Below are 13886 nucleotides of genomic sequence, written 5' to 3'. Positions count from 1 at the left end.
ATCTTGTCAGCATTCAGAATGCGTGTACATTTTCCTCGCCGGTGCTGGAGGGCGCCGTGGCTCTAAAAAAGGGAGGACTTCCGTTGAAGAAGACGGTTATCGGTGGCCTGTGCGCCATCCTATTCAGCGCGGTTTCGACGCTGGCCCATGCTGAAACAATTCGTATCGCCAATCACGGTCAGGCCGGCATCGACGCGATGAAGTCGACCGTCGAGCGGATCGAGAAAAAATATGGCGTGACCGTCGAGGTCGTCGAATATCCGGCGCCGGACAAGGACTATCTCACCAAGCTCCTGACCGAACTCGGCGCCGGCAACGCACCCGACCTCTTCTCCATCCCGACGACGGCTGCCGTTGCCGACATGGTCGAAGCCGGCTACCTCGCGCCCGTTTCCACCGAGTTCAAGGCCTGGGACGGCTACGCCAACCTCTATGACGTCGCCAAGCAGCTTGCTGTCAGCCCTGACGGCGAAACCTATGTGATGCCGTTCATGCTCGGCATTCAGGAAATCTATTTCCGCAAGGATGTTCTCGAAAAGGCTGGCATCTCCACCGAGCAGCCGAAGACCTGGCAGGAGCTCCTGGATCGCGCCGCCGAAGTCAAGCAGAAGACCGGCTCTTACGGCCTACTCTTCCCGGCCGGCGTTTCCTGGGGCAGCGGCGCCTTCGACGAAGGCTTCCAGCACCTGCTCGTCGGTTCCAAGACGCCGCAGCTCGTCGGTGCCGATGGCAAGCTCGACCTGAACGGCGAAGGTGTCAAGGATGTCTTCAACGTCTACAAGACGCTGATCGACAAGGACCTGATGCCGGTGCAGCCGCTGCTCGGACCGGAGCCCTGGGTCGTGCCGAAGTATGAAATGTTCCCGGCCGGCAAGCTTGCCGCCACCACCTGCGGTTCCTGGTGCTACATTTTCGACTGGGGTCGCGAGAGCAAGAACCCGATCCCTGACGTGACCAAGATCGTCGGCACCTGGACCGTTCCGGGTCAGAGCGGCGGCCAGTACGTGCTTGCCAACCTCGCTGCTCCGTGGGCCGTCAACTCCAAGTCCGCCAATGTGGAACTGGCCAAGAAGGCGCTGATGGAAATCGGCTCGGTCGAAACACAGGTTTCCTATGCTGCCCGCATCGGCAACATTCCGGCCAGCAAGGATGCCGCCAAGGATCCGGAATTCCAGAAGCTGACGGAACTCGTTCCGATCCATGCTGCTGCTGGAAACGGCGTCTTCCTGAAGCAGGCTTCCGGCTTCGGCACGGTTGCCGAAGGTGTGGCACGCGCCATCGAAGCCCTGCTGCGCAAGGAAACCGATGCGGCCGGCGCCCAGAAGATCCTTGTCGACTACGTCAAGGAAACGCTCGGCGACGATATGGTCAAGTAAGCCGCTTATCTTCCTCCCGCCAAGACGGGGACGCGGCATTCTCGCCGCGTCTTTCCGATTTCATTTGATAAGGTTGTGAGCTTCAATGGCCCGAAACTCTCATGAAAAGCGAACCGAGCGCCAACTCCTGCTGGTTCTGCTGCCGTCGCTGGTCCTGCTTCTGGCCTTTGTGATCTATCCCGCCCTCTATTCCGTCTATCTGAGCTTCACCAATGAGGCGCTGACAGGAGCTGCGGCCCTGCGGCCGCGCTTCGTCGGTATCCGCAACTATGTGCGCCTCTTCAACGATGCAAAGTTCTGGAATTCGCTGTTCGTCACCTTCGTCTTCGTCATGGGTTCTGCCGTCATCGGGCAGTTCGTGCTCGGGCTGATTTCGGCAATGGCGCTGCGCCGGCCGATCCGTTTCCGCCAGTTCTTCTCTTCGATTATTTTTCTGCCGAATGCCGCCCCGGAAGTCGTTGCCGGCTTCATGTGGATCTCGATGCTGGCCGGCGGCGAACATGCGACGCTCTCGCGCATCGTTGCCTTCTTCGGCATCAATCCGGCCGACTGGCTGAACGCCTTCCCACTGTCGATGATCATCATCGTCAACACCTGGCGCGGTATCGCGACCGCGATGATCCTGCTTACGGCGGGCCTCAGCACCATCCCCGCCGAGATCTACGAGGCGGCGCGCATGGACGGCGCGACACCGTCGCAGATGTTCCGCCGCATCACCCTGCCGCTGATGATGCCGACAATCCTGCTCTACATGCTGATTTCGGCCGTCTCCACCATTGCCGTCTTCGGTCTCGTCTACGCGCTGACGCGCGGCGGGCCGGGCGGGGCGACGGAGGTCGTCAGCATCTACATCTACAACCAGTCCTTCACGGCCTTCCAGCTCGGTTACGGTGCTGCGGTCGCGGTCGTCGCGCTCATCATCTCGCTGATCCTCGGCATCGGCTATGTCCGAGCCATGAAAGTGGAGGTCTGACATGACCGCTATTTCCCCGAGCGAAGGTGCCAACAAGACCCGCTCCGACCTCATCGCCTATGCAACGCTGTCGATCATCTCGATCTTCTGCGCCGTGCCCTTTTTCTGGGTGCTGCTCGCCTCCTTCGATGGCAATGCGCAGCTCTTCCTGCGCTGGCCGGAGCAATGGACGCTTGCAAACTATGTGCGCGTCTTCACCAAGGAGGATGGGGCGAAGTGGCTGTTCAACTCGCTCTTCGTGGTCGGCGGAGCGACGCTTATCGTCATGGTTCTGGCGGGGCTCGGTGGCTATGCGCTGTCGCGCACGCGGGCCTGGTGGAAGCTGCCCTTCCTCTACGCGATCCTGCTGATCCGCGTGTTGCCGCCGACCGCACTCGTCGTGCCGCTCTACAAGTTCCTGCTGACGCTGAACAATGGGGAGGCTGCAATCCTGCGGCCGATCTTCGGAAGCTATGCCCGCGATATCATGCGCTGGACCGGGTTCATCGACGGTTATCTCGGTATCATGCTGGTGCTCGCCACCATGCAGTTGCCGCTTGCGCTCTGGATCATGAAGACCTTCTTCGACGGGTTGCCGCGCGACTATGAGGAAGCGGCCGTCATGGACGGGGCGACGATGATGCAGCGCATCCGCCGCGTGCTGATCCCGCTTGCCATGCCGGGTCTGGCGGCCGCCGGTCTCTTCGCCTTCATGTCTGCCTGGGGCGATTTCCTGCTGCCGCTGATCTTCCTGTCGTCGCCAGAGCTGCAGACGCTGCCGCTCGGCCTCTTCCGCGCCTTCCTGCGCATCAACGAGATCGATTACGGCCTGCTGACGGCGCTCGCCTTCATTTACCTGCTGCCTGCCGTCGTCGCCTTCGGCTTTGCGCGGCGCTTCCTCGTCCAGACTTTCTCGGGCGGTGTGAAGGGCTGAGATCAAGAAAGAGAAACGAATGATCAATCTCAGAAACGTTCGCAAATTCTACGGCGCGCTCGAAGTCATCAAGGGCGTCGATATCACGGTGGAGGATGGCGAATTCGCCGTGTTCGTCGGCCCGTCGGGCTGCGGCAAGTCCACGTTGTTGCGTATGATCGCCGGCCTCGAAGGCATCGATGAGGGCGATCTGGTGCTGAACGGCCAGCGCATCAACGACGTGCCGCCGGACAAGCGCGGCATCGCCATGGTATTCCAGTCCTATGCGCTCTATCCGCATATGACGGTCGCTGAAAATATCGGCTTTTCGCTGAGCCTCAAGAAGGTGCCGGAAGCCGAAATCAAGAAGCAGGTCGAAGGCGTCGCGGAGATCCTGCAACTGACTGACTATCTCAGCCGCAAGCCGGGAGCACTGTCCGGTGGCCAGCGCCAGCGCGTGGCGATCGGCCGTGCGATCATCAAGAAGCCGTCGCTGATCCTGTTCGACGAGCCGCTGTCGAATCTCGATTCGGCGCTGCGCGTGCAGATGCGCGCCGAGCTGCAGCGCCTGCATCGCGAGCTGAAGGCGACCGTTGTCTATGTCACGCATGACCAGGTCGAGGCGATGACAATGGCCGATCGTATCGTCGTTCTGAACAAGGGTGTCGTCGCCCAGCAGGGTGCGCCGATGGAGCTCTACCATCAGCCGGAAAACGAGTTTGTCGCGACCTTCATCGGCTCGCCGAAAATGAACGTGCTGCCGATGACGGCAACGCGCCGGGATGCCGGCAAGGTGCATCTGGAAAGCCCGTTCGGCCTTGCGATCGATCTCTCGGATGACAATGGCACTGTCCCGCAGGGCGAGGCGAAGCTCGGCATCCGGCCGGAGCATCTGAAGCTCGCACAGCAAGGGCAGGGCGATTTTTCGGCCGAGGTCGTCATCGTCGAGCGGCTCGGCGTCGAGACCTATCTGACGGTCGGTTCTCAACAACAGCCGATCGTCGTGCGCGCCGAGGGCGACATGACCATCCGTCCTGGCGATCGCGTCTCGCTCACAGCCGAGCGCGCCGCCTGCCATCTGTTTGATTCCGCCGGCCGGGTCGTCCGTTCGGCCCAAGCTTGAAACATCGAGGAATGACATGACAATCAAGGTCACGATCTGGAACGAAGGACGCCACGAGCAGGTTCACAAGGAGGTCCAGGAGATCTATCCTGACCGTATCGATGGCGCGATTGCCGCCGGTATCGCCCATCCCGATTTCGAGATCCGCCGCGGCACGCTCGACGATCCGGATGAAGGCCTGCCGGATTCCGTGCTCAATGATACCGACGTGCTGCTCTGGTGGGGACATATGGCCCATGAAGAGGTCAGCGACGGGCTGATCGACCGCGTGCAGCAGCGGGTGCTGAAGGGCATGGGGCTCTTGGTCCTGCATTCCGGCCATCACTCCAAGCTTTTCCGCCGGCTGATGGGCACAAATGCCAATCTCTCCTGGCGTGAGACGCCCGAGGGCGATCTGGAGCGCGTCTGGGTGGTCAACCCCTCGCATCCGATCGCCGAGGGCTTGCCGCCCTATTTCGAGGTCAATGCCTCGGAAATGTATGGCGAGCCCTTCGACATTCCGCAGCCGGATGAGCTGGTCTTCATCTCCTGGTATTCCGGCGGCGAAGTGTTCCGCAGCGGCTGCACCTTCCAGCGCGGGCGCGGGCGCATCTTCTTCTTCAGCCCCGGCCATGAGACCTATCCGATCTATCACGACAAGACGGTGCACAAGGTCATCTCGAACGGCATCCGCTGGGCGCAACAGAAGCACACGGATGGGCGCATCCTCGAAAACTGGCACCGCAAGGAGCCGCTGCACGGCCGGCCCGATAAGGCAAAGGCTTAAACAGTTCCTTCTGTGGGGGCTGGGCCATGATGGCCCTGGCTTCCGCGGCGATATTTGATGGAGGAGGGAATGCAGACCGTTTCGATGAAGGCGGATGGAGATGCCTTTCTCAGCAAGGCATTCTGGGTTTCCATCCATCGCGATCTGCCGCAGCGGCTCGACGCGCTGGCGAGGCTTGCCGCCGAGCGGCCCGATGTCTTCGCCTTCGAAAGCAGCCAGAAGATTGCCGAGCGCTGCAATGTCTCGCAGACCAGCGTCATCCGTTTCGCGCATCATCTCGGCTTTGATGGTTTTGCCGAAATGAAGCAGGTCTTCCAGCAGGGTCTACGGGCAGCGGCGCAGAAATAATCGTCAGGCCTTACGGATACTGTGCGCCGTTGGTCGTCGTATAGATCGAGTAGAGCGATTGTGTCGCCGTGATGAAGAGGCGATTCTTCTTCGGGCCGCCGAAGGTGATGTTGGACACGGTCTGCGGTACCTTGATCTTACCGAGCAGCGTCCCGTCGGACGCGAAGCAGTGCACGCCGTCAGCAGCGCTCGTCCATAGATTGCCGGAGACATCGAAACGGAAACCATCCGGTATGCCGCTGTCGATCGAGCAGAAGTAGCGGCTGTTTGTCAGCTTGCGGCCATCCACGACATCGAAGACGCGGATGTGGCGCGGGACGTCATGATTGGCGGAACCGGAATCGGCGATGAAGAGTTGCCGTTCATCAGGTGAGAAGGCCAGCCCATTCGGCTGGATGAAGTCGGTCACGACGGCTTCGATATCGCCGGTCGCGGCATCGATGCGGTAGACGTTCCGGCTTTCCTGCTCTTCGGGCGACTTGTGGCCTTCGTAATCGGACATGATGCCGTAGCTCGGGTCGGTGAACCAGATCGAACCGTCGGACTTGACCACGACATCGTTCGGGGAGTTCAGTCGCTTGCCGTTGTAGCTGTCGGCCAGCACGGTGATGCGTCCATCAGGCTCCGTGCGGGTCACGCGACGGCCGCCATGTTCACAAGAGACGAGGCGGCCCTGCCGGTCGCGAGTGTTGCCGTTGACGTAATTGGAAGGCGAGCGGAAGACGGAGACCGAGCCATCCGGCACCCAGCGCATCATGCGTTCGTTCGGAATGTCGCTCCAAATCAGGCAGTTCAGATCGGAAAACCAGACCGGCCCCTCGGCCCAGCGGCAGCCCGTGTAAAGCTCCTCCAGCACCGCGCTGCCGGCGATCAGCGCGCGAAAACGCTCGTCCCTGACGTCATAAAGCTCGCTTCCAGCCATGCCCGATTCCTCCCAGATCAATAGTGCTTCTTCGTAGCGGGAAACGGTTGAATCTGCCAGAGCCCGGCAGGAGAAAGCGCCGGGCTCTAAAGTATTTTAAAGTGCCGCAACCGGATGCGGCGAACCGTCATAAGCGCCCCAGATCGATTGGTCGAAGCAGATGACGGAGCCGGTCATCAGGCCGGATTCGCCCGACGAGAGATAGGCGCAGGCGCGGGCCACTTCCTCCGGATCGACCAGCCGGCCGAAGGGCTGGCTTGCGGCCGCCTTGGCGAGCCAGTCATCGTCGGCCTTGTGAAATTCCCTCTGGATGCGGTCTTCGCCCTCGGAGGCCATCCAGCCGATATTCAGGCCATTGACGCGGATGCGGTTGCGCAGGAGCGCGTAGGCGGTGTTCTTGGTCAGCGTTTCCAAGGCACCCTTGGAGGCGCAATAGGCTGCTATGAAGGATTGGCCGGCCTTGGCGGACATGGAGCCGATATTGACGATGGTGCCCTCGATCTTTTCGCGACGCATGACCTTCACCGTTTCCTGCATGAGGAAGAAGGGGGCGCGGACGTTGATGGCGAACATGGCATCGAAGAGTTCGGGGCTGGTGTCGAGGATCGTGCCCCGGTCTGTGATGGCGGCGGCATTGACCAGCGCATCGACGCGGCCGAAGGTCTGATCGCAGACATGGACGACCTTCTGCGCATCCTCGACCTTGGCGAGATCGGCCTTGACGTAGACCACCTTCGCGCTGGTCCTGGACGAAATCTCCTCGGCCTTCGCCTTGCCTTTGGCCTCGTTGCGGCCGCAGATGACGATGCCCTTGGCGCCGCGTTCGGCAAAGAGACGGGCAATCGTGGCGCCGAGGCCCTGTGTGCCGCCGGTGACGATGGCGATCTTGCCGTCGAGGCGGGCGTAATCCGTGCTCATATGTCTTTTCCTCCTGATGACATGCGAATGGCCCCTTACCGGCGGTAAGGGGCTCTGGGATGGTGGCGTGGTGATGGCGGCGTCAGCTCAGCTTCCTGGCTGCCTGTTCGGCCAGGGCTTTGGTGAACGCCTCGTCGCTCCAGTTTTCCGAAAGCGCTTCATGCATAAGCTGCGCCTGGGTCTTCGGCGCAAGGCCGCCGAGGGGCGGGTCGCGGTCGAGATTGGTCGGGAAGGAATAGCCTTCCGCGCAGGAGGCCACCGCATTGGCGATCTCGCCGGCCGAAAGCTTCGCTTTCAGGGCCTTGAGGGCGGGGAAGAGTTTTGCGCTCATGCGCTCGCGATCGACCGTTTCCATCGCCCGGCCGAAAGCCGAGGAGACCTGCAAGAGGTTCGCCACGCGCTTGATATCCTTCGAGCGGTTGGTGCCGGCGGCGTGGAAGAGGGCGGGATTGAAGAAGACGACATCACCCTTTTCCAGCGGCAGCTGGATATGGTTCTGCCCGAAATAATCCTTGAATTCCTGGCGCTTGAGGGCGAGGTAGCCCGGCTCGTAGGTCTGGCTGTGCGGTAGGAAAAGCGTCGGGCCGCTTTCAAGCGGCATGTTGCAATGGGCAACGGCGCCCTGCAGGGTCAGCACCGGCGAGAGGCGGTGCACATGGGCCGGGAATTGCTCAATCACCTTGGAGGACTGGAAGCCGAGGTGATAGTCGCGGTGAGCCGATTGCGCCGCACCGCCCGGGTTCACGCGGTTGACCTGCGCCGTCATCTGGTAGTGCGGGCCGAGCCATGCCTCGCTTGCCAGCGCCACGATGGCATTGCCGTAGTAGCGGGCGAAATTCTCGGGGTCGGCAAGGCAGTGCTTTTCCAGCGAATTCCAGATGCGGTCGTTGGCGCCCGGCTTGGCGAAATGATCGCCGCCGCCGGTCGAGCTGCGGTGCTGCTCCTCGATGATCTCGTCGAAGATCGCACTCGCCCGGTCGATGATGCCGGTATCCTCATAGGCGTGCTTGAAGACGACGACGCCGGGGCCGACGCCGAAGGCTTCGCAGATTTCGGCAAGAACGGCGCGACGGCCTTCCAGCGTCGAGGCCGCCTCGATCACTTTGCGGCTGTCATAGATCAGCACGTTCTTTTCGACGGCTGCGGCCGTCGGATAATCGGCCAGTACAGTGGTCTTTTCGGCAAGCGCGCGGAAATCGCTGAGGTCGCAGGCGTCTTCGGTCAGCCAGACACGGTCGGCGCGCAGTTTCTGCTGGTTGTCTGATTTCATCGGGTGCTCCTCCATGTCCGATGAAGGGACTATACGCCGACGGCGATCCTGATGTAGATCAGGAATCCATCAAAAATCCATCAGAACACCAAGATGTAACGACGGCCATGGCCCATCCCTTCCTCGTCAAGGATATCGCTTTCCAGGCCGGCCTCAGTACGGCGACCGTCGACCGGGTGCTGAATGGCCGGCCCGGCGTGCGGCGGCAGACGGAGATGCGGGTAAAGGCAGCTATTGCCGAGTTGGAAAAGCAGGCGGGCGCCGACGTAGCCGGCCGCAAGCTTACGATCGATATCGTCATGGAGACGCCTGACAGGTTCAGCACGGCGGTGCGGGCTGCCTTCGAAACGGAGGTTGCGACTTTCCTGCCGACGGTTTTCCGTTGCCGCTTCCATTTCGCGGAAGTGATGCGGGCGGCGGAACTGGTGCAGCTTCTCGACCGGATCCGGCTACGCGGCACGCATGGCATCGTGCTGAAGGCGCCTGATGTGCCTGAGATTGTCGCAGCCGTTGCAAGACTCGATGTTGCCGATATCCCTGTTGTCACCCTTGTCACCGACCTGCCGAATTCTGCGCGGTCAGCCTATGCCGGCGCTGACAACAGGGCGGCGGGGGAGACGGCGGCCTATCTCATCGGCCGGCTGCTCGGCGCTTCCGGCGGCAAGGCGCTGGTGACGCTCTCAAGCGGCCGGTTCAGGGGCGAGGAAGAGCGGGAGATCGGCTTTCGCCGGGTGATCCGCGCCCATTATCCCTTGATCGGCATCATCGAAGTCAGCGAGGGGCATGGCACCGATGCGGCGACGGGCACGCTCGTTGCCGCAGCCCTTGCCGATGATCCCTCGATCAACGCCGTCTATTCGGTCGGCGGCGGGAATCGCGCGGTGCTCGCCGCCTTCGAGGCTGCAGGCCGGCCTATCTCGGTCTTCGTGGCGCATGATCTCGATGCTGATAATCGCGTCTTGCTTGGGGAACGGCGGATCGATTTCGTGCTGCATCACGATCTCAGAACCGATGCGCGTTCGGCTTTCCGCGCGATCATGGCCCGCGTAACCCCTGTCATCCGGACGGCGCCGGCGTCATTTTCAGCCGTCGAAATCGTTACGCCCTATAATATGCCGACGAGCCAATAGTCTGTTCGGGTTGATTGTCTTTCCATCTGCGGCAGATTCACGCTACAGCTTGCGGACAGCGAGGAGAGCGCATGGATCACAGCGACGTCGGCACAATCGCAGCATGGGTGACGGAACAGGGGCTGAACGGTGCGACCGAAGCTGAGTTGCTTGCCGGCTTCTGCGAAGCCTGCCGCAATGCCGGCATGCGGCTCGATCGCGCCATGGCGCTGATGGACACGCTTCACCCCGTGCATGAAGGCCGCGCCTTTCGCTGGGATAGTGTCGAGGATTTCGAGGGCGAATTCGAATATGGCCCTTCGAGCGAGGGTCAGGGGCTGGATACCTGGCGTCGGTCGGCCTTCTACCATCTCTGGACCAGCGGAGATCGAGAGGTGCGGCGCAGGATCGGCTTCGGTGATCCGACCGATTTCATCATGCTGGATCAGATCTATAAGCTCGGTCATACCGATTACGTCGCCATGGCGCATCGCTTTGCCGAGGCCGGCACGATCGGCGAGATGGATTGCTTCTTCTCGCATTTCTCGACCAAACATCCGGAAGGCTTTTCCGATCAGGATCTTGCGATCCTGCGCAAACTGGTGCCGGTGCTGGGGCTGGCAATCAAATGCGTGGCGCTCGCCCGTATCGCCCGCACGATCGCCGAGGTCTATCTCGGCGAGGATGCGGCGCGCCAGGTGATGGACGGCAAGATCTCGCGCGGCAAGACCGAGCGCATTTCGGCAGCCCTCTGGTTCTCCGACCTTTTGAACTACACGAAGATCTCGGACAATTCTCCGCCGGAAGAGATCATTCCGCTGCTCAACGAATATAGCGAGGCCGTGATCACCGCGATCCATGAGGCCGGCGGCAACGTGCTGAAGCTGATCGGCGACGGGGTGCTTGCTATCTTCAAGGGCGAGGAGCCGGCAGAAAGCTGTTCTGCGGCACTGAAGGCAGAGCGCCTGCTTCGGCAGAAGCTTGCAGCACTCAACGCCGTACGCGAAGTGGACCGGCGGCCGACGACGGATGTCTATATCGGCCTGCATATCGGCGATGTCTTCTACGGCAATATCGGCAGCCAGGACCGCCTGGACTTCACGGTCATCGGCCCGGCCGTCAACGAGGTGAGCCGCATTGCCTCGATCTGCCGGTCGGTCGATCTCAACGTGCTGATGTCGTCGGATTTCGAGGCGGCGATCCCCGAGTCGGAGCGCAATCTTCTCGCCTGTATCGGCCGCTATGCACTGCGTGGGGTCAAGCGCCCGCAGCTGCTCTATACGCTGGAAAGCGCGCGGTTGAACGGCTGACCAGCAAGACCCATTCAGTTTCAGGGCCTGCATAGGGTGCAGGGGGTGCATAGGCAGTTTTCTACGCTTACTGGGAAATGTCAGATTCGTTGTGTGTCATATGGATGTCTGACATTTCTCCGCGTAGGTAATAAAAAAACTATGCAAGCCATGCATCCTATGCACTCTGCCGATGATCCTGTTGGCCAGAGGTATGCCCAGCGGCTCGAATTCATTGCCTGAGCGATGGACTGATCCGTTTGAGCCAAGCAATGTTCGCTGCTCGCCAGAATGGCTCTATCTTCTTGTTTTAACGCAATTCCGGACGTAAAATCGCTGCGCAGTTTTGCTTGGAATTGCTCCTAGCGCAGTAATCCTTGTCCGCCATCGATCCAGACGGGCGTGCCGGTAATATGCCGGGCACGCTCGGAGGCCAGGAAGAGGATCGTTTCGGCGACATCGTCGCTCGACCCCGCCTTGCCGCCGGTGATCGGGATTTCGCCTTCCGGCCAGATGACGGGTACTTCGGTTTCTTCGCGATGACGTGTGGTGGTGTTGGCGGCGATGCTGGTCTCGATTGCTCCGGGGCAGACGGCATTGACGCGGATGCCATGTTTGCCGAGTTCGAGCGCGAGTTGCTGGACCATTGCGGCCTGACCGGCTTTGGTTGCGGTATAGGCGGTGGCGCCCGGCGTGGTGAAGGTACGTGTGCCATTGATGGAGGAGACCACGACGATCGAGCCGCCGTTCATCTTCAGATAGGGCACGGTGAGATGCAGGGTCATGTAAGTGCCGCGCAGGTTGACGGCCATGGTCCGATCCCATTCGTCGGGCTTGAGGTCATCGATCGGCGCCCAGACGCCATTGATACCGGCATTGGCGATGACGATGTCGATGCCGCCGAAAGTCTCGGTCATTTTTCCGATGGCGGTGCGCATCTGGGTTTCGTCACTGGTATCGGCGGTCAGCTCGATCGACTGGCCGCCGGCGGCGATGATCTCCTTGCAGGTCTGTCGCACCTCGCTCTCGGTGCGGCTCAGCACCGCAACCTTTGCGCCTTCGGCCGCGAGCTTCAATGCGGTTGCCTTGCCGATGCCGGAGCCCGCGCCGGTCACCAATGCGGTCTTTCCCTGCAACTCCATGAGCCGCTCCTATTTGCGGTTGCCGGTAAGGCAATGATCAGGGCGGCTCTTGGTTCCGTACTTCGGGGCGATGGCGGCTATTTCAGAACGCTGTGACGCAGCGCCCATTTCTCCGGTCCGTGAACGGCGGCAAAGAGCAGGCCCGCCAGGAAACTGAAGTGATCGACGAAAAAGCCGAACTCGGCCTGGTTCTGCTGCCAGAGCGACGGACCATGGAAGGAAAAGGCGAGGAAGATCACGTAGATGCCGGCAAGCAGGCTGGCCTCGCTGAAGAAGGCGCCTGATATGAAGGCGAGCGCCAGCGCGGTCTCGAAGAAAGCAGCGATCCAGGTGAAGAATGTCGCCGCCGGAAAGCCGGCCGCGGTGATATAGGCTGCCGTCGCGCCGATGTCGGCGAATTTGAAGCCGGCCGCCATGAAGAAGATGAAGCTGAAGATGATGCGGGCAATAAGGATTGCGATTGCTCTGGACATGTGAAATCTCCTCTTTGAGTTTCCACTATGACGGACAAGCTGTCCGTTATCCGACAGGGCGAATGAAAAAGGGCCGCTTTTGCGGCCCTTTCGCTTACCATTCGGCGAAACTGCCGTCCTCGTGGCGCCAGATCGGGTTGCGCCAGCGGTGGCCTTCCTTGGCGCGCTCGATGACATAGGCTTCGTCCACTTCGACGCCGAGGCCGGGGCCTTGCGGGATGGAGACGAAACCGTCGGCATACTGGAAGACTTCCTTGTTGGAGATGTAATCCAGGATGTCGTTGCCCTTGTTGTAGTGGATGCCGAGGCTCTGTTCCTGAATGAAGGCATTGTAAGAGACGGCATCGACCTGCAGGCAGGCGGCAAGCGCGATCGGACCGAGCGGGCAATGCGGGGCGAGCGCCACGTCATAGGCTTCGGCCATGGCAGCGATCTTGCGGCATTCGGTGATGCCGCCGGCATGCGACAGATCCGGCTGAATGATATCGACATAGCCGTCGGAGAGAACCGACTTGAAGTCCCAGCGGGAAAAGAGGCGTTCGCCGAGCGCGATCGGTGTCGAGCAATGGTTGGCGATTTCCTTCAGGGTTTCGCGGTGTTCGGAGAGAACCGGCTCCTCGATGAACATCAGTTTGTAGGGTTCGAGTTCCTTGGCAAGAACCTTTGCCATGGGTTTGTGGACGCGGCCGTGGAAATCGACACCGATACCGACATGCGGGCCGATCGCCTCGCGGATCGTGGCGATGGTTTCCACCGCCTTATCGATCTTCTCGTTGGTATCGACGATCTGCATTTCCTCGCAGCCGTTGAGCTTGATGGCCTTGAAGCCGCGGGCGACGACGTCCTTGGCATTGCGGGCGACGTCGGAGGGGCGGTCGCCGCCGATCCAGGAGTAGACCTTGATGCGGTCGCGCACCTGGCCGCCGAGCAGCGAATGGATCGGCTGGCCGAGCGCCTTGCCCTTGATGTCCCAGAGCGCCTGGTCGATGCCCGATATCGCCGACATATGGATGGCGCCGCCGCGATAGAAGCCGCCGCGATACATCACTGTCCAATGGTCTTCGATCAGGAAGGGATCCTTGCCAACAAGATAGTCGGCGAGTTCGTGGACGGCCGCCTCGACAGTCAGCGCCCGGCCTTCGACGACAGGTTCGCCCCAGCCGACAATACCCTCGTCGGTTTCGATCTTCAGAAACAACCAGCGCGGCGGGACGATATAGGTGGTCAGTTTGGTGATCTTCATGGAAATCGTGCTTTCGTTTCGCTTCGTGTTCCCATCAGCGGC

The 13886-nt window shown here is 61.0% G+C and carries 14 protein-coding genes; 8 read left to right on the top strand and 6 right to left on the bottom strand.

From position 1 onward, the window contains the following. Positions 1–83: 83 nt before the first annotated feature. The 6 genes from FHT82_RS25230 to FHT82_RS25205 all read left to right on the top strand — a co-directional run bounded on the left by FHT82_RS25230 (position 84) and on the right by FHT82_RS25205 (position 5478). Positions 84–1376 carry an extracellular solute-binding protein gene (locus FHT82_RS25230; protein ID WP_183735426.1) on the top strand — a complete coding sequence of 431 codons (1293 nt, stop codon included), beginning with the start codon at positions 84–86 and terminating at the stop codon, positions 1374–1376. A gap of 85 nt (positions 1377–1461) precedes the next feature. Then, the gene (locus FHT82_RS25225; protein WP_183735425.1) at positions 1462–2349 is read left to right on the top strand and encodes a sugar ABC transporter permease; all 888 of its coding nucleotides are present in this window, start codon (positions 1462–1464) and stop codon (positions 2347–2349) included. Between the two features lies 1 nt (position 2350). Next, positions 2351–3262: a carbohydrate ABC transporter permease gene (locus FHT82_RS25220; protein WP_183735424.1), complete on the top strand. Its 912-nt coding sequence runs from the start codon at positions 2351–2353 to the stop codon at positions 3260–3262. A 19-nt stretch (positions 3263–3281) separates the two neighbouring features. Then, positions 3282–4364, top strand: coding sequence for a sn-glycerol-3-phosphate ABC transporter ATP-binding protein UgpC (gene ugpC, locus FHT82_RS25215; RefSeq protein ID WP_183735423.1), 1083 nt, complete (start codon positions 3282–3284; stop codon positions 4362–4364). Between the two features lie 16 nt (positions 4365–4380). Continuing rightward, positions 4381–5130 carry a ThuA domain-containing protein gene (locus FHT82_RS25210; protein WP_183735422.1) on the top strand — a complete coding sequence of 250 codons (750 nt, stop codon included), beginning with the start codon at positions 4381–4383 and terminating at the stop codon, positions 5128–5130. Positions 5131–5199: 69 nt separating this feature from the next. Continuing rightward, a complete protein-coding gene (locus tag FHT82_RS25205; protein WP_183735421.1) occupies positions 5200–5478 on the top strand; it encodes a MurR/RpiR family transcriptional regulator in 279 nt (92 codons plus the stop codon). Between the two features lie 10 nt (positions 5479–5488). Here FHT82_RS25205 and FHT82_RS25200 read toward each other — a convergent pair whose 3' ends face one another. From FHT82_RS25200 to FHT82_RS25190, 3 genes are all read right to left on the bottom strand, one after another. Beyond that, a complete protein-coding gene (locus FHT82_RS25200) occupies positions 5489–6400 on the bottom strand; it encodes an SMP-30/gluconolactonase/LRE family protein (protein ID WP_183735420.1) in 912 nt (303 codons plus the stop codon). A gap of 96 nt (positions 6401–6496) precedes the next feature. Next, positions 6497–7318 carry an SDR family oxidoreductase gene (locus FHT82_RS25195; protein WP_183735419.1) on the bottom strand — a complete coding sequence of 274 codons (822 nt, stop codon included), beginning with the start codon at positions 7316–7318 and terminating at the stop codon, positions 6497–6499. An 82-nt stretch (positions 7319–7400) separates the two neighbouring features. Next, the gene (locus tag FHT82_RS25190) at positions 7401–8588 is read right to left on the bottom strand and encodes a phytanoyl-CoA dioxygenase family protein (protein ID WP_183735418.1); all 1188 of its coding nucleotides are present in this window, start codon (positions 8586–8588) and stop codon (positions 7401–7403) included. A 107-nt stretch (positions 8589–8695) separates the two neighbouring features. On the opposite strand from FHT82_RS25190, the gene FHT82_RS25185 reads away from it, so the two are divergent. Both FHT82_RS25185 and FHT82_RS25180 read left to right on the top strand, forming a co-directional pair. After that, positions 8696–9718, top strand: a complete 1023-nt coding sequence (locus FHT82_RS25185) for a LacI family DNA-binding transcriptional regulator (protein ID WP_183735417.1) — start codon at positions 8696–8698, stop codon at positions 9716–9718. Positions 9719–9789: 71 nt separating this feature from the next. Then, positions 9790–11007 carry an adenylate/guanylate cyclase domain-containing protein gene (locus tag FHT82_RS25180; protein WP_183735416.1) on the top strand — a complete coding sequence of 406 codons (1218 nt, stop codon included), beginning with the start codon at positions 9790–9792 and terminating at the stop codon, positions 11005–11007. A 341-nt stretch (positions 11008–11348) separates the two neighbouring features. Here the strand turns inward: FHT82_RS25180 and FHT82_RS25175 are convergent, their stop codons facing one another. From FHT82_RS25175 to dgoD, 3 genes are all read right to left on the bottom strand, one after another. Beyond that, positions 11349–12128, bottom strand: a complete 780-nt coding sequence (locus tag FHT82_RS25175) for an SDR family NAD(P)-dependent oxidoreductase (protein WP_183735415.1) — start codon at positions 12126–12128, stop codon at positions 11349–11351. Between the two features lie 77 nt (positions 12129–12205). Then, the gene (locus FHT82_RS25170) at positions 12206–12601 is read right to left on the bottom strand and encodes a DoxX family protein (protein WP_183735414.1); all 396 of its coding nucleotides are present in this window, start codon (positions 12599–12601) and stop codon (positions 12206–12208) included. A gap of 94 nt (positions 12602–12695) precedes the next feature. After that, a complete protein-coding gene (gene dgoD, locus FHT82_RS25165) occupies positions 12696–13844 on the bottom strand; it encodes a galactonate dehydratase (protein ID WP_183735413.1) in 1149 nt (382 codons plus the stop codon). Positions 13845–13886 lie beyond the last annotated feature (42 nt).

This window comes from Rhizobium sp. BK275 (genome assembly GCF_014193555.1).
In the GTDB taxonomy this organism is placed as follows: domain Bacteria; phylum Pseudomonadota; class Alphaproteobacteria; order Rhizobiales; family Rhizobiaceae; genus Rhizobium.
This window is presented reverse-complemented; position numbering and strand designations above follow the sequence as displayed.